This is a genomic window from Pseudomonas sp. CAU 1711 (assembly GCF_039888625.1).
GTDB lineage: Bacteria > Pseudomonadota > Gammaproteobacteria > Pseudomonadales > Pseudomonadaceae > Aquipseudomonas.
Genome location: NZ_JBDQQT010000015.1, coordinates 12,323 through 33,432 on the forward strand (window position 1 = coordinate 12,323; position 21,110 = coordinate 33,432).

At 68.6% G+C, this 21,110-nt stretch carries 19 protein-coding genes and 2 pseudogenes; 14 read left to right on the forward strand and 7 right to left on the reverse strand.

Annotation, left to right across the window (positions count from 1 at the left end; all coding sequences use genetic code 11):
* Nucleotides 1-122: 122 nt before the first annotated feature.
* The 3 genes from AAFN46_RS16625 to AAFN46_RS16635 all read right to left on the reverse strand — a co-directional run bounded on the left by AAFN46_RS16625 (nt 123) and on the right by AAFN46_RS16635 (nt 3,460).
* Nucleotides 123-2,648 carry a penicillin acylase family protein gene (locus AAFN46_RS16625; protein ID WP_347809813.1) on the reverse strand — a complete coding sequence of 842 codons (2,526 nt, stop codon included), beginning with the start codon at nt 2,646-2,648 and terminating at the stop codon, nt 123-125.
* Between the two features lie 129 nt (nt 2,649-2,777).
* Complete coding sequence (locus AAFN46_RS16630; protein ID WP_021701673.1) at nt 2,778-2,975, reverse strand: SEC-C metal-binding domain-containing protein; 198 nt, start codon at nt 2,973-2,975, stop codon at nt 2,778-2,780.
* A gap of 5 nt (nt 2,976-2,980) precedes the next feature.
* Nucleotides 2,981-3,460 (reverse strand): LEA type 2 family protein, encoded by a 480-nt coding sequence (locus AAFN46_RS16635; RefSeq protein WP_347809814.1) that lies wholly within the window; start codon nt 3,458-3,460, stop codon nt 2,981-2,983.
* A gap of 112 nt (nt 3,461-3,572) precedes the next feature.
* On the opposite strand from AAFN46_RS16635, the gene AAFN46_RS16640 reads away from it, so the two are divergent.
* Nucleotides 3,573-4,127, forward strand: coding sequence for a hypothetical protein (locus AAFN46_RS16640; protein ID WP_347809815.1), 555 nt, complete (start codon nt 3,573-3,575; stop codon nt 4,125-4,127).
* 40 nt (nt 4,128-4,167) lie between these two features.
* Here AAFN46_RS16640 and AAFN46_RS16645 read toward each other — a convergent pair whose 3' ends face one another.
* The 3 genes from AAFN46_RS16645 to AAFN46_RS16655 form a co-directional block, all read right to left on the reverse strand.
* On the reverse strand, nt 4,168-5,277 hold the full coding sequence (locus AAFN46_RS16645) for a hypothetical protein (protein ID WP_347809816.1): 1,110 nt from the start codon (nt 5,275-5,277) through the stop codon (nt 4,168-4,170).
* Nucleotides 5,278-5,343: 66 nt separating this feature from the next.
* Nucleotides 5,344-5,820 carry a YchJ family protein gene (locus AAFN46_RS16650; protein ID WP_347809817.1) on the reverse strand — a complete coding sequence of 159 codons (477 nt, stop codon included), beginning with the start codon at nt 5,818-5,820 and terminating at the stop codon, nt 5,344-5,346.
* Entirely contained in the window at nt 5,817-6,314 is a 498-nt protein-coding gene (locus AAFN46_RS16655) for a DUF6231 family protein (RefSeq protein ID WP_347809818.1), read from the reverse strand. Before AAFN46_RS16655 ends, AAFN46_RS16650 begins: the two co-directional genes overlap by 4 nt.
* Before the next feature lie 431 nt (nt 6,315-6,745).
* On the opposite strand from AAFN46_RS16655, the pseudogene AAFN46_RS16660 reads away from it, so the two are divergent.
* A pseudogene (locus tag AAFN46_RS16660) lies at nt 6,746-7,099 on the forward strand (OmpA family protein); the annotation flags it as partial.
* Between the two features lie 126 nt (nt 7,100-7,225).
* A complete protein-coding gene (locus AAFN46_RS16665) occupies nt 7,226-7,957 on the forward strand; it encodes an OmpA family protein (protein WP_347809819.1) in 732 nt (243 codons plus the stop codon).
* 45 nt (nt 7,958-8,002) lie between these two features.
* Here AAFN46_RS16665 and AAFN46_RS16670 read toward each other — a convergent pair whose 3' ends face one another.
* A complete protein-coding gene (locus AAFN46_RS16670) occupies nt 8,003-8,467 on the reverse strand; it encodes a CopD family protein (protein WP_347809820.1) in 465 nt (154 codons plus the stop codon).
* A gap of 81 nt (nt 8,468-8,548) precedes the next feature.
* Here AAFN46_RS16670 and dinG point away from each other — a divergent pair, with 81 nt between their 5' ends.
* The 11 genes and pseudogenes from dinG to AAFN46_RS16725 all read left to right on the forward strand — a co-directional run bounded on the left by dinG (nt 8,549) and on the right by AAFN46_RS16725 (nt 21,023).
* Nucleotides 8,549-10,696 (forward strand): ATP-dependent DNA helicase DinG, encoded by a 2,148-nt coding sequence (gene dinG / locus AAFN46_RS16675; protein WP_347809821.1) that lies wholly within the window; start codon nt 8,549-8,551, stop codon nt 10,694-10,696.
* A gap of 28 nt (nt 10,697-10,724) precedes the next feature.
* On the forward strand, nt 10,725-11,549 hold the full coding sequence (locus tag AAFN46_RS16680; protein WP_347809822.1) for an SDR family NAD(P)-dependent oxidoreductase: 825 nt from the start codon (nt 10,725-10,727) through the stop codon (nt 11,547-11,549).
* 84 nt (nt 11,550-11,633) lie between these two features.
* Nucleotides 11,634-12,665, forward strand: coding sequence for a glycosyltransferase family 2 protein (locus AAFN46_RS16685; protein ID WP_347809823.1), 1,032 nt, complete (start codon nt 11,634-11,636; stop codon nt 12,663-12,665).
* A gap of 9 nt (nt 12,666-12,674) precedes the next feature.
* The gene (locus AAFN46_RS16690) at nt 12,675-13,640 is read left to right on the forward strand and encodes a hypothetical protein (RefSeq protein ID WP_347809824.1); all 966 of its coding nucleotides are present in this window, start codon (nt 12,675-12,677) and stop codon (nt 13,638-13,640) included.
* Entirely contained in the window at nt 13,637-14,350 is a 714-nt protein-coding gene (locus AAFN46_RS16695; RefSeq protein WP_347809825.1) for a hypothetical protein, read from the forward strand. Before AAFN46_RS16690 ends, AAFN46_RS16695 begins: the two co-directional genes overlap by 4 nt.
* A complete protein-coding gene (locus tag AAFN46_RS16700; RefSeq protein ID WP_347809826.1) occupies nt 14,347-15,447 on the forward strand; it encodes a hypothetical protein in 1,101 nt (366 codons plus the stop codon). The genes AAFN46_RS16695 and AAFN46_RS16700 overlap by 4 nt, the downstream gene beginning before the upstream one ends.
* Nucleotides 15,448-15,515: 68 nt before the next feature.
* A complete protein-coding gene (locus tag AAFN46_RS16705; protein ID WP_347809827.1) occupies nt 15,516-17,783 on the forward strand; it encodes a beta-agarase in 2,268 nt (755 codons plus the stop codon).
* 140 nt (nt 17,784-17,923) lie between these two features.
* Nucleotides 17,924-19,069, forward strand: a complete 1,146-nt coding sequence (locus AAFN46_RS16710) for a serine hydrolase domain-containing protein (protein WP_347809828.1) — start codon at nt 17,924-17,926, stop codon at nt 19,067-19,069.
* 154 nt (nt 19,070-19,223) lie between these two features.
* Nucleotides 19,224-19,715: pseudogene (locus AAFN46_RS16715) on the forward strand (OmpA family protein); the annotation flags it as partial.
* An 86-nt stretch (nt 19,716-19,801) separates the two neighbouring features.
* Nucleotides 19,802-20,449, forward strand: a complete 648-nt coding sequence (gene pdxH / locus AAFN46_RS16720; RefSeq protein WP_347809829.1) for a pyridoxamine 5'-phosphate oxidase — start codon at nt 19,802-19,804, stop codon at nt 20,447-20,449.
* A 109-nt stretch (nt 20,450-20,558) separates the two neighbouring features.
* Nucleotides 20,559-21,023: a glycine zipper domain-containing protein gene (locus AAFN46_RS16725; RefSeq protein ID WP_347809830.1), complete on the forward strand. Its 465-nt coding sequence runs from the start codon at nt 20,559-20,561 to the stop codon at nt 21,021-21,023.
* Nucleotides 21,024-21,110 lie beyond the last annotated feature (87 nt).

The following is a 21,110-nucleotide window of genomic DNA, read 5'->3' on the forward strand; positions in this document are numbered from 1 at the left end:
GGGAGCGAGTAGCCGGCGGAGGGAGCATGCGTGTTGTAGGCGCGAGCCCTGCCGCGAGACAGACCCAGCAAAAGCTTCGCGAGCAGAGCTCGCTCAGTGCAATGCGCAGAGGGATGCGGCTTTCAGCGGCCCGGCATCAGCATCAGCCGCTGGTTGCCGTAGACCCTGTCGACGTTGCGGCTCTGGAAGGGGAAGCTCATGTAGCCGCCCTTGAGCCAGGCCTCGATGCCGTCGGCGTAGTGCGGGCTGGCCGGGTTGCCGGACTGGCCGGAGCTGTTGACGCCGATCATCGGCTCTTCCAGACCGAAGTCGACGACGATGCGCATGGCCGGGATCAGCCACACGTCGAAGTCATTGCCCCATTGGTAGGCGGCCACGTTGAGCGTGCCGTGGTCGCCGCCGGCCGGGTAGGGGCCGCGATCCAGATAGCCCTTGATCGACTCGACGGCGCGGCGCTGGCCGGCATCGAGATAGGGCGCCATCTTGGTCGCGTTGCTGGTCCAGCGGTACTGGTGCAGCTTGCCCCACTGCCAGGCGCCGCGATCGACGCCCAGAGTGCCTTCCAGATAGGTCACGGCGCCGGCCAGGCTGCGTGCCAGGATCGCCGGTTTGTCCTCCTTCTGTGCGGTCTTCAGGTCGTCCCAGAACGGGCTGTCATCGCGGCCCAGCAGGTGGTCGGCCTGGGCCGAGTAGCTGTCGTTGGCGATCTCCACCAGGGCCTGCCAGGCGGGGCTGGTGTCCGGGCCCAGTTCGTCGAGGAAGGTCTGCCGCGCGCTCTCCTGCAGGAAGGCGCTGTACAGGGCGGCATCCGCCGAGGTGGCGGCCATGCGCCCGTCGAAGGCCAGCAGACGCTTGCGGGCCTCCTCGGCCTTGCTGCGCTCGGCGGCTGGCAGGGCGGCGATGGCGCGGCTCAAGGACTCGGCCATGCCCGGGGCGTCCAGCATCGCCTGCAGCTTGCCGGCGAAGGGCGTGGTCTGATCGTACTGCATGGCGATCATGCTCTTCTGATCGTGACGGCCGCTGCCGGCCAGTTGCGCGATGCGCTCGGCGCGCTCCGGGTAGAACCAGGAGTTGGACAGCTGCATGCCGTAACCGCGTGGCACCGTGCGCTGGTTGGCGGTGCCCAGCCAACCCTGCATGGGGTCCTGATCGTAGGGGTGCAGCATGGGGTCGGCGTAGCCGTCCCAGGCGTAGGCGTTGTCCCAGCCCGGCGAGGGCACCAGGCCGGTGCCCTGCGTGCGGTTGGGGTAGCGGCCGGTGACCTGCCAGCCGATATGCTGGGCATCGGCGAAGACGATGTTCAGCGCCGTGGCGCGCACCTCGCGGGTGGCCTCGAAGGCCTGTTCCACCGACTGGGCGCGGGACAGGTCGAAGAAGGCGTCCAGCGAGCGGTCGACCTCGCCCTGGATGCTGCGCAGGGCCAGGCCGTAGCCGCTGGCGAACGGCAGCGGCTGCAGCGGCGTCTTGCGCTCGCCCAGGGCGGAGTTGAGCAGCGGACCGTGGCGGGTCTCCCAGAGGGTCTCGCGGATCGGCCGCTGGCCCTTGATGAAGAAAGTTTCCTGGCGCTCGCGGGCCGGCTGCCACTTGCCATCGGCCAGGTAGTAGAGGCGGCCGCCCTCGCGCTTGAGCTGCTCGAGGAACAGGTCCTGGTTGTCGCCCATGACCATGGTCATGCCCCAGGCCAGCTTGCCGTTGAAGCCGGCGACCACGGCCGGCACGCCGGCGATGGTCACGCCGGCGGCCTGGAATTTCGGCGAGCGGATCTGCACGAAGTTCCACGCCGAGGGCATCGACAGCGGCAGGTGGGTGTCGTTGGCCAGCAGGCTCTTGCCGCTGCGGCTGTTCTGCGGGGCGATGGCCCAGTTGTTGGAAGCGGCCACGCCGAGCATGTTCAGCGCCGCTACCTGGCCGGCGGCTTGGTTAACCGCCGCCAGGCCCGGAATCTTGCCGGCCAGCGTCAGGCCGCGCAGCTTCTCGGCTTCCTCGAAGGGCAGCGGCTCGTCCGGGTAGCTGGGCAGCAGCCAGGCCAGCTTGTCGGCGCCGACCCTGTCGGCCAGGGTCAGCGCGGCGATTTCCTCCTGCAGGTTGACCGACAGGCCGAAGTTGAGCAGGCAGAACAGCAGCACCGAGTCTTCCGGTTTCCAGTAGGCCGGGCGGTAGCCGCTCTCGGCCAGGTCCATCGGCAGCTTGTCCTGGTAGCGGAACAGGTAGGCGTTGACGCCGCGGGCGTAGACCTCGAAAAACTGCTTGATGCGCGGCGAGGCGTTCTTGTACAGCAACTCGGCCTGCGCACGCAGGTTGACCGTGCGCATGAAGCGGTCGACTTCCAGCAGGCCGGGGCCGTTCATCTCGGCCAGGCGGCCTTCGGCCAGCAGGCGCATGCCGACCATCTGGCTGAGGCGGTCGGCGGCGTGCACGTAGCCCAGGGCGAACAGGGCGTCGTGGAAGGTGGTGGTCTCGATCAGCGGCATGCCCAGTGCGTTGCGCCGCACCACCACGCTCTGCGCCAGGCCCTGGACGCGGACGATGCCCTGGTCCGGATGCACGCTGCTGGCATAGCGGCCGTCGAGGAAGGACTGGCAGCCGCCGAGCAGCAGGCTGCTGCCCAGGGTGGCGAGGGCGGTGAGGCGAAGGAAGCGCGAACCCATGACTGGCTCCTGGCGCGGAGGCTGATGATGGGGGCGGATTGTAGAGGGCGGTAGGAGCGAGTTCTACTCGCGAATGGCATGCCCTGGGGGCTTTCGCCAGCAGCGCCGGCTCCTACAGGCGGGGTCGGCTCAGGCGCCGTGGCACTTCTTGAATTTCTTCTGGCTGCCGCAGGGGCAGGGGTCGTTGCGACCGACTTCCTTCAGCGGGTTGCGCACCGGTTCCTGGTGGTGATGGTTGCAGTGCGGGCCGTGCACGTGACCGTCATCGTGGTGATGATCGTGGTCGTGGTTGCAGTCGGGGCCATGGACGTGGGGTTGCTGAGTCATGAGGCTCACTCCGGGATATGTTCGCCGGGAATTATCTCGCCTTCGCGCTGCAGATGCACGCTGCGGCCGAACAGCAGGCCGGTCTTCACCTCGCCGCGCAAGTTGTAGCGGATCGGCCGGTCGGGGTCTTCCAGGGCCTTGACGATGCCCTTGAGGTGGCGCCAGAGATTGGTACGCACCGGCACCTCGAACTCGCTGCGGCCGTGCGCGGGCACGCTGAGCCACTGGCTCGATTCGCCTTCGACCAGGGGGGTGCCGTTGAGCCGGATGTCGTAGACCAGGCCGCGAATCTTCAGCTCGGCGGTGTTGGGGTTGTCGATGCGAAAGCGCAGGTTGAAGCGCTGCTCCAGCAACTTGGCCTTGACCACGTCGACCCTGAGCAGGTGCACCTGCGGTGCCTGGAAGTCGCCGCCGAACCAGCTGGCGCAGCCGCTCAGGGTGCCCAGCAGCAGGCAGATCAGGTAGGTGCGCGGTCGCAAAAGCATCGTGTGGCTCCAGTCGATGACCCAGTGTAACAAGCGGCTGCTAGGCGACCAGCAGCTGTGGCGAGAAAAAAACTGCGCCATACTGGGGGCCGAATTGGACAGGAGTGTGACCATGAGCCTCTACGAGATCGCTTTCGCCGGGCAGGTGGTGCCGGGGGCGCCGCTGGAGCAGGTGCAGGCGAACCTGGCGCGGCTGTTCCAGGCCGATGCCCAGCGCATCGCGCTGCTGTTTTCCGGGCGGCGCATCGTGATCAAGAGCGGGCTGGATGCCGCCGGTGCCGAGAAGTACCGCGCCACCATGGAGCGTGCCGGCGCCGTGGCCATAGTTCAGGCCCTGCAGGCAGAGGAGGTGGCGATGGCGCCGCCGCCCGCCGCTCCCGCAGCGCAGTCGGCAGCTGCTGCTGCGACGGCGCCGGCGAAGAGTGGGACTTCCGCCCGGGTGATTCCGCGCGACGAATACATGGCGGCGTTCAGCGAGGTGGAGGCGCCGGACTTCGGCATAGCACCGATCGGTGCCGACCTGCAGGACGCCAAGCCCGAGGCCGAGGCGCCCGCCGTCGATCTGTCGCAGTTCAGCCTGGCCCCGGTGGGCAGCGACATGGGCCAGGCCAAGGCGCCGGCGGCCGCGCCGCCGCCGGACACCTCGCATATCAAGTTGCAGGAATGAAGAACGAGGCCCGCGGATGCGGGCCTCGCCGCGTTCGGCATCATCTCTCGCCGCTGCTGCACTTGGCCTGGGCCTGCTCGGGCGTCAGGTTGCGGATCGAGGTGTAGAACAGCTCGCAGGTCTGCACCTTGTCGGTCACCTGCCATTTCTCGGTGCAGGCGTTCAGCGTCTGCTGCGGGTCGGCGGACGGGTTCTGGCCCATGCCGGCCTGCCAGCAGGCGGCGCTGATGTCCTGCCCCATCACCTTGAGGCCGGCGGCGTCGGCCTTCTTCTGGTCGCCACCATAGTTCTCCGGGTCGGCCGCGTACCAGATGTAGCTCGGGTGGTTGGCGCCCAGCACCGGCACGCTCTGGCCCGGCGCCGGGGTGATCTCGTCCAGGCCCAGCACGCCGATGTTGGCGCCGTAGGTGGTGTTGACCCAGGTACGCACCGGGCTGCCGAAGGCGACCATCGGCAGGGATGTGTCGCTGCCCGCGGTGAGCTGGGCGACCATGGTCTTCTGGTAGTCGGTGAAGTAGTCGTACACCCCCTCCAGGGTGCTGCCGGCATTGGCCGGAGCGGCGATCGGGGCGATGTCGATGATGGTCTGGTAGGCCGGGGTCTGCGCCGCCGCCACGCCGTTCTCGCTGAGCAGCTCGGCCCAGCGGTCGGTGGTCTTGGACTCCAGGTAGTCCTGGGCTTGGGTCAGCGAGTAATCCGGCGGGAAGTGCAGCAGTTCCACGCTCTTGCGATTGTCCAGGGCCATGCCCAGGGGCAGGAAGAAGTACCAGTCGTACTGCCACTTGCCGTCGCCGTTGAGCTTGCTGGCGCCGTCGAAGGCCAGGTCGCCGGTGTTGAGCAGGTTGGTCAGCGGAGTGCCGTAGTCGGCGGGGACGCCGCTGAAGCTGGCGCTGAGCATGTCGCCGTCGCGGCTGACCTTGACCGTGGCGGTGGCGTAGCCGTCGCGCTGCAGGCTCTGGCCGAGATAGTGCTCGGCGGTCTGCTCCAGGGTCCAGTCGCGGTAGCAGATCACGCTGCAGTTGTTGGGGAAGGCGAATAGGCGAGCGACGCGTTCGCTGCTACCCAGGCTGACCTTGACCTCGTCCGCCTGGGCGGCTCCGGCGAGCAGCAGGGCGGCCAGGACGGCCACCGCTCCGTTGTTCTTGTGCATTGACTTCTCCTTGTTGACGAGCCTGGCCCCCGCCGGGCTCTGCCCAACAAATGAAGCAGAGTTTTCCTAGCTCAGGTAGCCGCTGCAGCACTTCTTGAATTTCTGTCCGCTGCCGCAGGGGCAGGGATCGTTGCGCCCGGCCTTGAGTGGCGCGGTGGGGTCGAGGAAGTACCAGCGCCCCTCGCGCTGGACGAAGGCCGAGCGCTCGCGGTGGCTGTGCTCGCCACTGTCGTCGTGCCAGCGCGCGACGAAGGTGACGAAGGCATGCTCGGGCTGCGCGCCGATCAGCTCGCCGCCTTCCACCTCCAGGCCCAGCCAGGTACTGCCCAGGCTCCAGGCGCGGATGGCCTCGCGGTCGAGCGTGGGCTGTTGGGCGGGCAGGGTGGTGGCAACCAGGTAATCGACCAGGCCCAGCACATAGGCGCTGTAGCGCGAGCGCATCAGCGCCTCGGCGCTGGGGGCCGGGGTGCCCTGGTGGTAGTGGCCGCAGCAGGCATCGAGAGCGTTGCCGCTGCCGCAGGGGCAGGCTTGGTTCACGCTCACCACCAGTATTTGCCGAAGTTCTGCGGGTTGGCCCAGAACTTGGCGTTGAGCCAGTCCGGCACCTGCTTGTAGTCGCGCAGGTCGTAGGTGAACAGGGTCAGCGTCTGTCCCTCGCGCTGGAAACGCTCACTGGCCTGCAGGGCCAGGGCGAAGAAGTCGATTTCCTGCCAATCGCAGGCATCCAGGTCGACCAGCACCGCCAGGCGGCTGGCATTGAGATTGCGGATACCACCGAGCAGTTCCAGGGCGCTGCGCTTGGGCAGGTGCTCCAGGCAGTCGACCAGCACGGCCAGGTCGTAGCGCTGCCCCGCCAGCTCAGCCGGCAGTGGCCCGGCCGGTGCCTGGGCCAACAGGGACTGCGGGTGGGCCTGCTGGAAGGCGTCGAGTGCGGGCAGTTGGCTGGCGCCGACCAACAGCAGGCGCTGCGGAGCATAGTGGTCGAGCAATGCGGCCAGGGCTTGCTGGGGTGTGCGAGAAGAAGTGCTTTGGCTCATATAAGGAGGTTCCCAGTGCGAATGCCAAGACTATCGCGCTCTGCGGCATAGGCCTATGGCACTCGGTGCGGAAAGCGCCTATAACTGGCGGATAGTAAGGAAGCCATCTTTACTTCTTTGCTGTCGGTTCCATGCCGATTCCCTACAGGAGACCTAAGAAGATGAGTATCACAAGGAAAGCTGTACCCCTGATCCTGGCAAGCGGCCTGCTGACCGGTTGTGCTGGTATCCAGAAAACCGACTGGCCGACCTGCGCCGCCGTCGGGGGTGTCACCGGTGCTGCGCTGGGTGCGATCGAGAGCGCCGAATGGGCGGGTGGCGGTGCCCTGGTGGGTGCCGGCATGGCTGCGGCCTACTGCTGGGTACACGGTGCCTCGGAAGAGGTCGTCGTGGTCGAGGAGGTGGTCGAGCCGGCCCCGACTCCGGAACCTGCCGAGCCCGTGCGCGTCGAGCTGGACGTCAAGTTCGACTTCGACAAGTCCGTGGTCAAGCCGGAAAGCCAAGGCGACATCAGGGCTCTGGCCGATTTCATGAGCCAGTACCCGCAGACCACCACGGTGGTCGAAGGCCATACCGACTCCGTCGGTACCGACGCCTACAACCAGGGCCTGTCCGAGCGTCGTGCCAATGCCGTGCGCGATGTGTTGGTCAACCAGTATGGTGTGGGTGGCGATCGCGTCAGCTCGGTTGGCTATGGCGAAAGCCGTCCGGTGGCCGACAACTCCACCGCCGAAGGCCGGGCCATCAACCGTCGTGTCGAGGCCGAGGTCGAGGCGCGTCCCTAAGCGTTCCCCCGGTTTGGCGGCTGCGGCATTCGCCACGGTCGCTAGGCTGGCGGCTTGTACACTTGGGGGGAGCGGTCTTTACTCCTGTGTGACCGGTATTCAACCGGTGACACAGGAGATCCCGCCATGAGAAGACTCTCAAGGTCCGTTGTACCCCTTCTCTTGGCCAGTAGTGTTCTCTCTGGTTGCGTCACGACTTCCAGTACGGGAGATGCGCCGCTCAACCAAGGGAACTGGCCCATCTGTACGGCAATTGGCGGCCTGGCCGGAGGCGGTCTTGGCGCCATCGAAAGTTCTACCTGGGCAGCCGGAGGTGCCGTGGCCGGCGCAGTTATGGGCACTCTGATCTGTTATGCGCAGGACGGTGATCAGGACGGCGACGGCGTGCATGACCGCCGTGATCGTTGCCCCGACACTCCGCCCAACACCCCCGTACACCACAATGGCTGCCCGTTGCCGGTCTATCCGGATAGCGCGCCGGCCGTCGAGCCCATTGTCGAAGTGAGCGAACCGATTCGTGTCGAGCTGGACGTCAAGTTCGATTTCGACAAGTCGGTGGTCAAGGAGGGGAGCTACGGCGATATCCAGAGTCTCGCCGAGTTCATGAAGCAGTATCCGCAGACCTCCACCGTGGTCGAAGGCCATACCGACTCCATCGGTACCGATGCCTACAATCAGGGCTTGTCCGAGCGGCGCGCCAATGCCGTGCGTGATCTCCTGGTCAACCAGTATGGCGTGTCGGGCGACCGGGTCTCGTCGGTGGGCTACGGCGAATCCCGTCCGGTGGCCGACAACGGTACCGACGAGGGGCGTGCCATCAACCGTCGGGTCGAGGCGGCGGTCGAAGTGCAGCCATAGCGGTATGACTCCCGCGCCAACGGACCGGTGGCGCGGGAGTTTCCCTCAGAAGGTCGGACGGGCGGCGGCGATGGCTGTCAGCAGCAGGCCGATCAGCAGATTGATCCCAACCAGGCGCCGAATCTTCCCCAGCACGCTTCCACCTTCGGGCCAGTTCTGAGTGGTCACGGCGCCGCGCAGGTGCGGCAACTGCAGCAGGCGCACGCGCAGGAACAGGGCGAGCATCACCAGATACAGCCCCATCATCACCTGAACATAGCGCGGCGCGGTCTCGAAGCCGGCGAAGCGCAGGTGCAGCATGCCCACGCCCGTGATGGGCAGCGCCAATACGGCGATCCATACCCAGAGGAAGAAGCGCTGAAACACTTCCAGCCACAGGCTCAGGCGCTCAGGCGCCTGCAGTTTGGCCACGGCGGCCGGGCGCAGGATCATCCAGGCGAAGAACATGCCGCCGACCCAGATCAGGGCGGCCAGCAGGTGCACGGCATAGAGGGCGGAAAAGACGGTCATCGGCAGGCTCCGGTTAACGATGGCGCGCGAGCATAACCTATCGGTAAACTACTGAAAATTTATCCAGCGTTTCTCGCCCCGATGCTCAGTTCCGAACTCAAGTCCCAGATCCAGGGCGCCTACAGCCGTTTCCTCGAAGCCAAGGGGCTCAAGGCCCGCTATGGCCAGCGCCTGATGATCGCCGAAGTGGCCAAGGTGCTCGGCGCGATCAAGGCCAACGAGGAGGGCCAGCGCGACGGCGAGCCGGCCGTGGTGGCGGTGGAGGCGGGCACCGGCACCGGCAAGACGGTGGCTTACAGCCTGGCCGCCATCCCGGCGGCCAAGGCCGCCGGCAAGCGCCTGGTGATCGCCACCGCGACCGTCGCCCTGCAGGAGCAGATCGTGCACAAGGACCTGCCGGACCTGATGCGCAATGCCGGCCTGCAGTTCAGCTTCGCCCTGGCCAAGGGCCGCGGCCGCTACCTGTGCCTGTCCAAGCTGGACCTGTTGCTGCAGGAGGGCCAGGCGCAGAGCGCCACGGCCCAGCTGTTCGAGGAAGAGGGCTTCCGCATCGATGTCGACGAGCAGAGCCAGAAGCTCTACAGCAAGATGATCGAGAAACTCGCCGGCAACCGCTGGGACGGCGACCGCGACAGCTGGCCGGAAGAACTGGAGGACCAGGTGTGGAGCACCCTGACCACCGACCACAGCCAGTGCACCAATCGCCACTGCCCGAACTTCCAGCAGTGCGCCTTCTACAAGGCGCGCGAGGGCATGACCAAGGTCGACGTCATCGTCACCAACCACGACATGGTCCTGGCCGACCTGGCCCTGGGCGGCGGCGCCGTGCTGCCGGACCCGCGCGAGACCATCTATGTGTTCGACGAGGGCCATCACCTGCCGGACAAGGCCATCGGCCATTTCGCCCACTTCACCCGCCTGCGCAGCACCGCCGACTGGCTCGGCCAGGTGGAGAAGAACCTGACCAAGCTGCTGGCCCAGCACCCGCTGCCCGGCGACCTCGGCCGCCTGATCGAGCAGGTACCCGAGCAGGCCCGTGAACTCAGGACGCAGCAGCAGTTTATGTTCAGCGCCTGCGAGCAGCTGGCCGACTTCCGCGCCGGCGAGGACATGCAGGGCCGCGAACGCCCGCGCCACCGTTTCGAGGGCGGCCTGGTGCCGGAGCATCTGCGCGAGCTGGGCATCGAGCTGAAGAAGGGCTTCGCCAGGCTCACCGATGTGTTCACCCGCCTCACCGAGCTGCTCAAGCAGGCCATGGACGACGAAGGCAGCAGCCTGGGCCTGGCCAGCCACCAGGCCGAGGAGTGGTATCCGTTGTTCGGCAGCCTGCTGGCCCGCGCCCAGGGCAACTGGGAGCTGTGGACCGCCTTCACCGTCGAGGACCCGGAAGACAGCCCGCCCATGGCGCGCTGGCTGACCCTGGCCGAAAGCGGCGCGGCCTTCGACATCGAGGTCAACGCCAGCCCGATCCTGGCCGCCGAGACCCTACGCCGCAATCTGTGGAATGTCGCCTACGGCGCCCTGGTGACCTCCGCCACCCTGACCGCGCTGGGCACCTTCGATCGTTTTCGCATGCGTTCCGGCCTGCCCAGGGCGGCGGTCACCGCCGTGGTGCCGAGCCCCTTCCACCACGCCGAGGCCGGCCTGCTGCGGGTGCCGGACCTCAAGGCCGATCCGCGTGACGCCGCCGCGCATACCGCTGCGATCATTCGCGACCTGCCGGCGCTGGTACAGGACGCGCGCGGCACCCTGGTGCTGTTCTCCTCGCGCAAGCAGATGCAGGACGTGTTCGACGGCCTCGACCGCGACTGGCGCAAGCGCGTGCTGATCCAGGGCAACCTGTCCAAGCAGGAGACCCTGAACAAGCACAAGGCGCGGGTCGACGACGGCGAGGAGAGCGTGCTGTTCGGCCTGGCCAGCTTCGCCGAGGGCGTCGACCTGCCGGGCGCCTACTGCGAGCATGTGGTGATCGCCAAGATTCCCTTCGCCGTGCCGGACGACCCGGTGGAGGCGGCCCTGGCCGAGTGGATCGAGGCACGCGGTGGCAACCCCTTCATGGAGATCGCCGTGCCCGACGCTTCCCTGCGCCTGATCCAGGCCTGTGGCCGCCTGCTGCGCACCGAGGCCGACCGCGGCACCATCACCCTGTTGGATCGCCGCGTGGTCACCCAGCGCTATGGCAAGGCCATCCTCAACGCCTTGCCGCCGTTCCGTCGCGAGATCGGCTGAATCCATCCATCTGCCAGGGAGTTGGCCCATGCGCACCATCCTCATCACCGGTTGTTCCTCGGGCATCGGCCAGGCCACGGCACGGGCCTGCCGCGATGCCGGCTGGCGGGTATTCGCCAGCGCACGCAAGGCGACGGATGTCGAGCGCCTGCAGGCCGAGGGCTTCGAGGCGGTTCGGCTCGACCTGGACGACTCCGTCAGCATCGCCGCGGCCCTGGTCTGGGTGCTGGAGCGCAGTGGCGGTACCCTCGACGCGCTGTTCAACAACGCCGGTTACGGCCAGCCCGGCGCCATCGAGGACCTGCCGCGCGTGGCCTGGCGCGAGCAGTTCGAGAGCAACCTGTTCGGCCCCATCGAGCTGACCGCCGCGGTACTGCCGGTCATGCGCCGCCAGGGCCACGGCCGCATCCTGTTCAACAGCTCGGTGCTCGGTTACGCCGCACTGCCACTGCGCGGCGCCTACAACGCCTCCAAGTTCGCCATGGAAGGGCTGGTCGACACCCTGCGCCTGGAGCTGGCCGGCAGCGGCATCGAGGCGGTGCTAATCGAGCCGGGGCCGATCATCGCGCGGTTCCGCGCCAACAGCCTGCTAGCCCTGCGCAAGCATGTGGACACCGGCCGCGGTGCCCATGCTGCCCGCTACGCGCTGATGGAAGAGCGCCTGGCCAAGGAGGGCGCCGCGGTGAAATACACCCTGCCGGCCGAGGCGGTGGCCGAGACCGTGCTGCGTGCCCTGGATTGCCGCGCGCCGCGCACCCGCTACCCGGTCACGGTGCCGGCCAAGCTGTTCCGCGTGCTCAATCGCCTGCTGCCGGATCGCCTGCTCGACCGAATGAAAGGCGGCACCGTCTGACGCCGGCGTGAGCTGGCGCAAGTTGGCGCAGGCGACGGCCTGCTAGTCTGCTGGCATCGCTCATGGATGAACCGAGGGGCAAGGATGAAGCTGCACGATCTGGCCGCACGCACGGCCCTGGTGCTGGAAACCAACAACCTGCGCGGTGGCGCCGACCTGGACAAGGTCGCCGGTAGCCTCGCCCGCCTGTTCGAACGCCTCAAGGGCCAGAGTCTGGCGCTGGGTCGCCTGGCCCAGGTGGTGGTGACCCACGACGGCCTGCCGGAGCGGGTCTGTGCCGAGCTGCAACGCAGTTCCGGCCTGGCCCTGCAGTTCGTCCTGATCGACGCCAGCACCGGCTACTACAGCGCCAAGAACCTCGGCTTCGCCGCCCTCGATGCGGCGCGCTGCGACCATGTGGTGTTCGCCGACGCCGACTGCATCCCCGCCGCCGACTGGCTCGAACAGCTGCTGCTGCCGCTGTGCGCCGAACAGCCGCCGGCCGTGGTGGCCGGGCGCACCAGCTACAGCAGCAGCCTGGCCGGCACGGCGCTGACCACCCTCGACTTCATGTACTTCCCCAGCCCGCTGCAGGCCGGCGCCACCCGCAACTTCTACGCCAATAACGTGGTGTTCCGCCGCGAGGTGTTCGCCGAGCATGCCTACCAGGCGCTGGAGGGCGTGTACCGCGCCCACTGCCAGGTGCTCGGCCTGCGCCTGCAGGCCGCCGGCGTCGCCCTACACTACGCCGCCGCGGCGCACACCGAGCATCGCCTGCCGGACAGCCGTGGCGAGGCACTGAAGCTGCGCTGGATGCGCGGCCAGGACTCGGTCGGTCTGACGCCCTATCTGGTGCGTGCCTATCTTCCGCAGAAGCTGCATTGGCTGGCCCGCAGCGGCCCGCTGGCGCCGCTGTGCATCCTCTTCGCCCGCCTGGGTTTCAGCCTGCGCGCGCTCAACCACCAGGACCTGCCGCCCCTGCGTGGCCTGCGTTGGCTCGGTGCCATGGGCCTGATAGTCGCCTTCTCCGCCATCGACATGTGCGGCGCCCTGGCCCGAGGCCTCGGCATCAACACCCTGGGCCGCCACAATGCCGATGCCCAGGCCCTGTCCTACCATAAGCCCGCCACCCACTGAGGAACGACCATGGAAGTGTCGAAATTTCTACCGCGCGGTGCGCTGCTGCTGGCCCTTGGCCTGAGCGGCCTGGCCCAGGCCGAAGCGATCGGCGGTCGTGGCGTACATGCCTTCGCCAGTGGCAGCGGCTGCCCGCTGGCCGGCCTGACTTCTTGCAATCGCATCGCTCTGGATGATGACCAGGGCCGCGTCGAGCTGGACCGCGCCGCCGGCAGCATCCTGTTTCGCAACACTCAGGACTATGCCGACGACACTCTGATCGGCGACGTGCTGCTGCATGGCCGGGCCAAGGCGGCGGATGGCCGGGTGGTGCCGGTCAGTCTGCATCTGCTGGTCAGCAAGAACGGTCAGGAGTGGCGCAGCAGCGTGCATGCCCATGCGCCGGTAGCGGGCGATCTGGCCGAAGTGAAGCTGGACGCCTACCGCATCGAGGCCGAGGCGGGTGGCCGCCGCCAGGTGCTGCTGACCCACGAGCAGGCACTGCAGACACTGGCCTCGCCGTCCACCGCCGCCAAGCTGGCCAAGCAATTCGTTCAGGTGCGCGACAACCGCGTCGAGGCGGCCAAGGCCGAGTACTCCGATATCACCATCGCCCTCGGCCTGGGCAAGGCCGCGTTGCCGGCGGTGCGCGCCAGCCTGCATGTGCCGGGAGGGCATGCGGATCTGGTCAAGGCGTTGCAGGGCGGCGACTGGACCCTGGAGCTGCAGGCCCTGCGCAGCCGCCTGCCGCTGTCGGTGATCCGGCGCGACCTGTTCCTCTTCGGCATGGAGGGCGTCGAGTTGCTGCGGCCGCTGCGCAGCGAGGGCTTCGCCAAGCACGACAAGCTGCTGCTCGGCGCCCGCGACGGCAAGGGCTACCTCGGCTTCCGCGGCCAGCGGATCGACTATCCGCAGGCCGCCGCCGCGGCCCAAGCCTTCCTGCAGGACAGCTTCATCGGCCTGGTACTCAGCGGCCAGCAGCATTCGACCCCATGACCGTGATGCATCTGGCGGCCTTCGCCGCGCCACGCCTGCGCGGCTGGCCGCGTCTGCAGGCCTGGCTGGTCGACCGCATCAAGCGCGCGGCCCTGCGCCAGCTGCACGCCAGCCGCGAGGGCGAATTGCTGCTGCTGCGCGTCTACCTGATCGGCGAGGAAGCCACCGAGAGGACCCTGCAGCACGAGCTGATGCCGAGCGCGCCGGCCTGGCTGCAGCGCCAGGTGAACCAGCATCTGCGCGAGGAACAGGAGCACAGCGAGCTGTTCGCCGCCGCCCTGCGCGAACGCGGCATGCAGCCACCCGGCGAGCTGCGCCCGGACTGGCTGAGCCGGGCCAAGATCCGCCGCTGGCAGTGCATCGCCCGGCGCCACGCGCCGTATTTCCAGCAGGGCGTGCTGGTGTCCGCCTATGCCATCGGTCTGTGCGCCGAGCAGATGGCCGAGCGGGTGCTGAGCCGCCATTGCGCGGTGCTGGCCGCCGACCATCCCCTGCAGCCGCTGCTCGGTCGCGTGCTGCGCGACGAGCGCAAGCACGTGCGCCTGTGCATGCGCACCCTCGGCCTGAGCGTGAGCGAGGCGGAAATGCCGCGGCTGCAGCGCCTGCTGGCCGAGGCGCGGGCGGTGGACCGCTCCTTCGGCGTCAGCGGCGCGCTGGGCATGTACCTGGCCGGTATCTGGCTGCGGCTACGGGCACGCCTGCTCGGATGAGGCCACGGATTCTCTACCTGGCCACCGCCGATGCCCGTGGCCATCTGATGCGTGCCCAGTTGCTGGCCCACGCCCTGATCGAGCGCGGCGCCGAGGTACGGGTGCTGACCACCTCGGACGAGGGCGCGGTCTTTCTCGGCGAATTCGGCATCGCCGCCGAGGTGCTGTCGCGGCACTACTCGGTGCAGTTCGACGAGCGGCAGAACATGCAGCGCGGCGCCACCGACCGCAACGTCGCGCGCTATCTGTTCGATCCGCGGCGCATGCTGCGCGACATCTGGCGCCTGCGCCGCCTGATCGCCGGCGTCGATCTATTGGTCAACGACTCCTTCCATCCGGCCCTGTTGGTGATGGGCTGCCTGCCTGGCTGGCGGCGCAAGATTGTGCACGTGTACGGCGCCAGCTTGCGCCGGGCCCTGCTGGACAACTTCCGGGGGCGCCTGCCCAGCTGGCTGGCGCGGGCCTTCGCCGCGGCCATAGGCTTCGAGCTGCGCCGCGCGCGGGCCTGCCTGCAGCATGACTTCGCCTATGCCGAGGTGGTGCGCACCGCGCCGTGGCGCTTCAACCTGCCGACGCCGGTGGCCCTGGCGTCGTGCCAGGCGCAGCAGGTGCCGCGGGCGGCCGTCTACCTCAATCCGCACTTTCGCGATCCGTGCCTGGCCGAGGGGCTGGAGCAGGGCCTGGCGGCCGTCGGCCTGGACAGCCTGCGGGTGGGCGAGGGCTATGCCGGGCGCAGTGGCTGGCTGGCGCGCGACCCGCAGTGGGTCGAGGCAGCGGCGAGCAGCGCGCTGATCGTCTCGGCGCCGGGCATGGCCGCGCTGTCGATCGCCCAGGTCTATGGCAGGCCGATCCTGCTACTGGTCACCGACCAGCCGGAGCAGCTCGGCAATGTGCGGCGCGCCGCCGAGCTAGGTCTGCGCCATGAGGTGCTGTGCTGGCGGGGCGATGTATCGGATTTCGCCGCGCAGTTGGAGGGCGCGGCCCGGCGCCTGCTGGCGGACGAGGAGGGCGCCGCCGGCGACGGTCAGGCCCGCGCCAGGGCGCGCCTGGATGCCTGGGTCGATCGTATGCTGGAGCTGGTCGCCGAGCCCGGATAGGGCAGTCCGGGGTGGCATTGGCAGGCCCGCCTGGTGTCTACTTGGCCATCTTCTGGAGTACCAGTTCGATGATCCGCCGTTGCCTCCCGCTTGTGCTCGCCCTCAGCCTCGTTGCGCCCGCCCTGGCTGCGCCCGAGGGCCAACAGACCCTGTACAGCTTCGTCAAACCGACCGATGTGGTGAAGGTCGAGTCCCGGGCCGCCAGCTTTCCCGAGCTGACCGCCGAGCCGACGGCGGAGGGCGAGGTGCTGCGCCGCTTCACCTTCACCGCGGCGCCCAGTCCCAGCCTGCGCCTGTCGCCGGCCAAGGGTGACTGGGACTGGGCGCAGGCCGGCGCCATCAGTCTGCGTGTGCAGAACGCCATGGACTGGGCCATTACCCTGAATGTGCGCATCGAGAGCCGCGACGGCCAGGCTCTGGTCAGCCGTATCGATCTGCCGGCCGGGCCGGCGCAGACCCTGCTGGTGCCGCTCGCCGCCACTTCGCCGCGGGCGCTGGGCATGCGCGCCGGCGCGCCCATGCCGATCGGCCTGAACGGTCAGCGCCTGCTGCTGGCCGAGACGGTGGAGGGCGCCCTGGACCCGACGCGGGTCAGTGCCGTGACCCTGAGCATGGACAGCCCCGATGTGCCGCAAAGCGTGCTGCTCGGCCGCTTCGGCGTGCAGGCCGGCGATGCCGCGCGGCAGGCCGCGTACGGCGGCATCATCGACGCGTACGGCCAGTACAGCCGTGGCCAGTGGCCGGAGAAGGTGCACACCGATCAGCAACTGCGCGAAGGCGCCGCGCGCGAGCGCGAGCAGCTCAAGGCCTGGTTGGCCGAACGGCCACGGCAGGACAGTTTTGGTGGCTGGCTGGGCGGGCCGAGCTTCGAGGCCAAGGGGTTCTTCCGCACCGAGAAGCGCGATGGCCGCTGGTACCTGGTCACCCCCGAGGGCAACCCGTTCTTCTCCCTCGGCGTCAATGCCGTCAGCCCCTATCAGGGGCGCACCTATGTCGAGGGGCGCGAGACGATGTTCGCCGCCTTGCCCGCCGAGGGCGAGCGTCTCGCCGCCTACTATGGCCAGGCCGACAGCCGCGGCGACAGCGGCGCCACCCGTGGTCGTGCCTTCGCTCAGGGGCGCTGGTTCGACTTCTACCAGGCCAATCTGCAGCGCAGCTATGCCGAGCCCTGCGTGCCGGCGCCGACCCCACTGGCGGCCACGCCGGCGCCGGCCGAAGGCGGCGTCGACGGCTGTGCCCGGGTCGGCCTGGACGCCGTGCGTTGGGTCGGCCACAGCCTGGATCGCCTGCAGGCCTGGGGCTTCAACAGCCTGGGCAACTGGAGCGACGACCGCCTGGCCCAGGCCAAGCGCATGCCCTACAGCATCCCGCTGTCGATTTCCGGCGACTACGCCACCATCAGCACCGGCCACGACTGGTGGGGCGGCATGCCCGACCCCTTCGATCCGCGCTTCGCCATGGCCGCGGAACGGGCCATCGCCATCGCCACCCGTGACCGCCGCGACGACCCCTGGCTGCTTGGTTATTTCGCCGACAACGAGCTGGCCTGGGCCGCCCCCGGCGCTGCGCCCAAGGCGCGCTATGCCCTGGCCTACGGCACCCTGCGCCTGAGCACCGATGTGCCGGCCAAGCGCGCCTTTCTCAAGCAGCTGCGCGACAAGTACCGCAACCACGCCGGTCTGTCCAAGGCCTGGGGCATCGAGCTCAAGGCCTGGGAGCTGATCGAGGATCCGGGTTTCGAGGCGCCGCTGCCGCGCGCCGAGTTCCCGCAGATCGAGCGGGACCTGCAGGCTTTCCAGCGCCTGTTCGCCGAGACCTATTTCAAGACCATCGCCGACTCGCTGGAGTGGCACGCGCCCAACCAGCTGCTGCTCGGTGGCCGCTTCGCCGTCGTCACGCCCGAGGCGATCGAGGCCTGCGCCCGCTATTGCGACGTGCTCAGCTTCAACTTCTACACCCGCGAGCCGCAGCAGGGCTACGACTTCGCCGCCCTGCGCGCCCTGGACAAGCCGCTGCTGGTCAGCGAGTTCCACTTCGGCTCGCGTGACCGTGGCCCGTTCTGGGGCGGGCTCAGCGAGGTGCCCACGGAGGAGCGGCGCGGGCCGGCCTATGCCCACTTCCTGGCGCGTGCGCTGGAGGAGCCGGGCATAGTCGGGGTGCACTGGTTCCAGTACCTCGATCAGCCGGTCAGCGGCCGCCTGCTGGACGGCGAGAACGGCCACTTCGGCCTGGTCGGCATCACCGACCGCCCCTGGCAGGGCTTCGTCGAGCAGGTGCGGGCGGCCAATCTCAAAGTGCCGGCCGCGCTGCTGGCGAAACCCGCCGCCAAGCCCTGAGATCCGCGCGCGACATCCTGGCCCGGTCTCGGGCCGGGGTGGCTAACCGTTGGTCTGACGAGGCACCTTGGGCAAAGGGCCAGGATTCCCATGCACGGCCCAGGCTGGAACAATGCCGGCCATCGACCAAGGAGTACCAGTTGCAAATCCAGGGCTATTACGACCTGCGCTTCGAGCCGCTCAAGGAGGCATTCGCCGGGCTGTTCGAGGAGCCTCAGGAACGCGGCGCCGCGCTGTGCGTGCAGATCGGCGGCGAAACCGTCGTCGACATCTGGGCCGGCACGGCCGACAAGGATGGCGCCGAAGCCTGGCACGGCGACACCATCCTCAACCTGTTCTCCTGCACCAAGACCTTCACCGCCGTGGCGGCCCTGCAGCTGGTGGAGCAAGGCAAGCTCGAACTGGACGTGCCGGTGGCGCGCTGGTGGCCCGAGTTCGCCGCCTCCGGCAAGGAGCGGGTGACCCTGCGCCAACTGCTCGGCCACAGTGCCGGCCTGCCGGCGCTGCGCGAATCGCTGCCCGCCGAGGCGCTCTACGACTGGCAGACGATGACCGCCGCGCTGGCCGCCGAGCGGCCCTGGTGGGAGCCGGGGCAGGCGCATGGCTATTCGCCCATCACCTACGGCTGGCTGGTCGGCGAGCTGCTGCGGCGGGTCGACGGTCGCGGCCCCGGCGAATCCATAGTCGCGCGCATCGCCCGGCCGCTGGGCCTGGATTTCCATGTCGGCCTGGCCGAGGCGGAGTTCCCGCGCGTCGCCCATATCTCGCGCAAGAAGGGCGACATGGGCGATGCCGCCGCGCAGCGCCTACTCAAATGCATGATGGGCGAGCCGCAGGCGCTGACCACCCGCGCCTTCGCCAATCCGCCGTCTATTCTCACTAGTACCAACAAGCCCGAATGGCGGCGCATGCAGCAGCCGGCGGCGAATGGCCATGGCAATGCCCGTGCCCTGGCCGGCTTCTATGCCGCGCTGCTCGACGGCCGCCTGCTGGAGGCGGACATGCTCAGCGAGATGACCCGCGAACACGCTCGCGGCGAGGACCGTACCCTGCTCACCGCCACGCGCCTGGGGCTGGGCTGCATGCTCGACCAGGCGGATGTGGCCAATGCCACCTATGGCCTGGGCCGCAAGGCCTTCGGTCATCCCGGAGCCGGCGGCTCGGTCGGCTTCGCCGACCCGGAGCGCGAGGTCGCCTTCGGTTTCGTCACCAACAGTCTCGGACCATATGTACTCATGGACCCGCGCGCGCAGAGACTGGCGCGAACGCTGGGCCAATGCCTGTAACTCGCTGGGGGAAGATCTGACCATGCATAAGAAAACACTCGTCCTGCTCTGCAGCCTGGGCCTCGCCGCCTGTTCCGCTACCGGCGACAAGCCCGCCACCGCGAGTGGCGTCGAGCAGGGCGCCGCCAAGACGGCACCGCTCAAGGTCGACCACCAACTCACCAATGCCTGGCTGGACGAGTACGAGCCGCGCCTGAAGACGGCGCTGGTCGGCAGCAAGATGGAGCTGGAGCGACGCGAGAACGTGCTGGTGGTCACCGCGCCGGTGGACAGTTCGTTCAATCCGGACCGGCCGAGCATGTTGCTGCCGGCGGTGCTCGGCCCCTTCACCCGGGTGGCCAAGATCCTCGAGCAGGACAAGCGTACCGGCGTGCTGATCCTCGGCCATGCCGACAGCAGCGGCCAGCTCGACGCCAACTTCAAGCTCAGCGAGGACCGCGCCAAGGCGGTGGCCTCGATCTTCCGCCTCAGCGGCCTGCAGCGCGACCGCCTGCTGCTCAAGGGCGTCGGCCCGGACATGCCGCGTGCGGCCAACGACAGCGCCGCCGGACGCTCGCTCAACCGCCGCGTGGAGATCGTCCTGACTCCGCAGCCGACCCTGGTGGCGTTGCTGTCCAAGTACAGCCAGCCGGCTCCGGCCGCGGTCCTGCCGGTGGCCCAGGTTGGCGCAGAGCAAAAGAACAAGGACAAGGCGCGGTAAACTGGGGCTTCCCCCACAGCAAGGAGTTCGCCATGGTTCAGACCCTGGCCGATATGCGCCGCGACTACACCCGCGATGGCCTCAGCGAGGAGCAGGCCCCGGACGAGCCCTTCAGCCTGTTCCGCCACTGGTTCGACGACGCGGTGAAGACCGAGCAGCCGCCGGTGGAGCCCAACGCCATGACCCTGGCCACGGTCGACGAAGAGGGGCGTCCGCACTGCCGGGTGCTGCTGCTCAAGGGCCTGGACTCGCGCGGTTTCACCTTCTTCAGCAACTACGACAGTGCCAAGGGGCGCCAGCTGGCGGCACGGCCGTTCGCCGCCATGACCTTCTTCTGGCCCAGCCTGGAGCGCCAGGTGCGCATCGAGGGGCGGGTGGAGAAGGTCTCGGCCGAGGAGTCCGATGCCTATTTCCAGGTGCGCCCGTTGGGCAGCCGCCTGGGTGCCTGGGCCTCGCCGCAGAGTCGGGTGATCGCCGGGCGTGGCGAGCTGGAGGCCCTGCTGGCCGAGACCGAGCGGCGCTTCCTCGACCGTGCCCCGGAGTGTCCGCCACACTGGGGTGGCTATCGCCTGCTGGCCGAGCGCGTGGAGTTCTGGCAGGGCCGCGCCAGCCGTCTGCACGACCGCCTCAACTATCGCCTGGTCGACGGCGCCTGGCTGCGCGAGCGTCTCGCTCCCTGAGGCGGGGCGCGGCCCAGACAGGCCCTACACTCTAGGCAGGGCGGCCGGCGGGTGACAGATGCTGGTACGCGCGGTCTAATAGCCCATGCCTCACAAGGAGAGATGCCCGATGCGCCATTCCAAGCTGTTCACCGCTTCTTTCGTCGCCCTGACCCTGGCTCTGGGTGGCTGCGCCTCCAGCCTGACCGGCGACACCTACAGCCGCGACGAGGCGCGCCGGGTGCAGACCGTGCGCATGGGCACCATCGAGGTGCTGCGTCCGGTCAGGATCGAGGGCACCAAGACGCCCATCGGCGCCGGCGCCGGCGCGGTGATCGGCGGCATCGGCGGTAGCTCCGTCGGTGGTGGCCGCGGCAGCGCCGTGGCCGCGGTGATAGGTGCGGTGGCCGGCGGCCTGATCGGCGCGGCGGCCGAGGAAGGCCTGACCCGTACCCAGGGCGTGGAGATCACCGTGCGCGAGGACGACGGCAGCCTGCGCGCCTATGTTCAGGAGGTGCAGCCGAACGAGATCTTCCGCGTCGGCGAACGCGTGCGCATTCTCAGCGTCGACGGCACCAGCCGGGTTGCCCACTGATATCGGCGTCTGATCGCGGGCCTTCGGCGCAGGACGAAGGCTCGGGGCGATAAGTTTTAGCAATAATTCATCCATGACTTGCCCTCG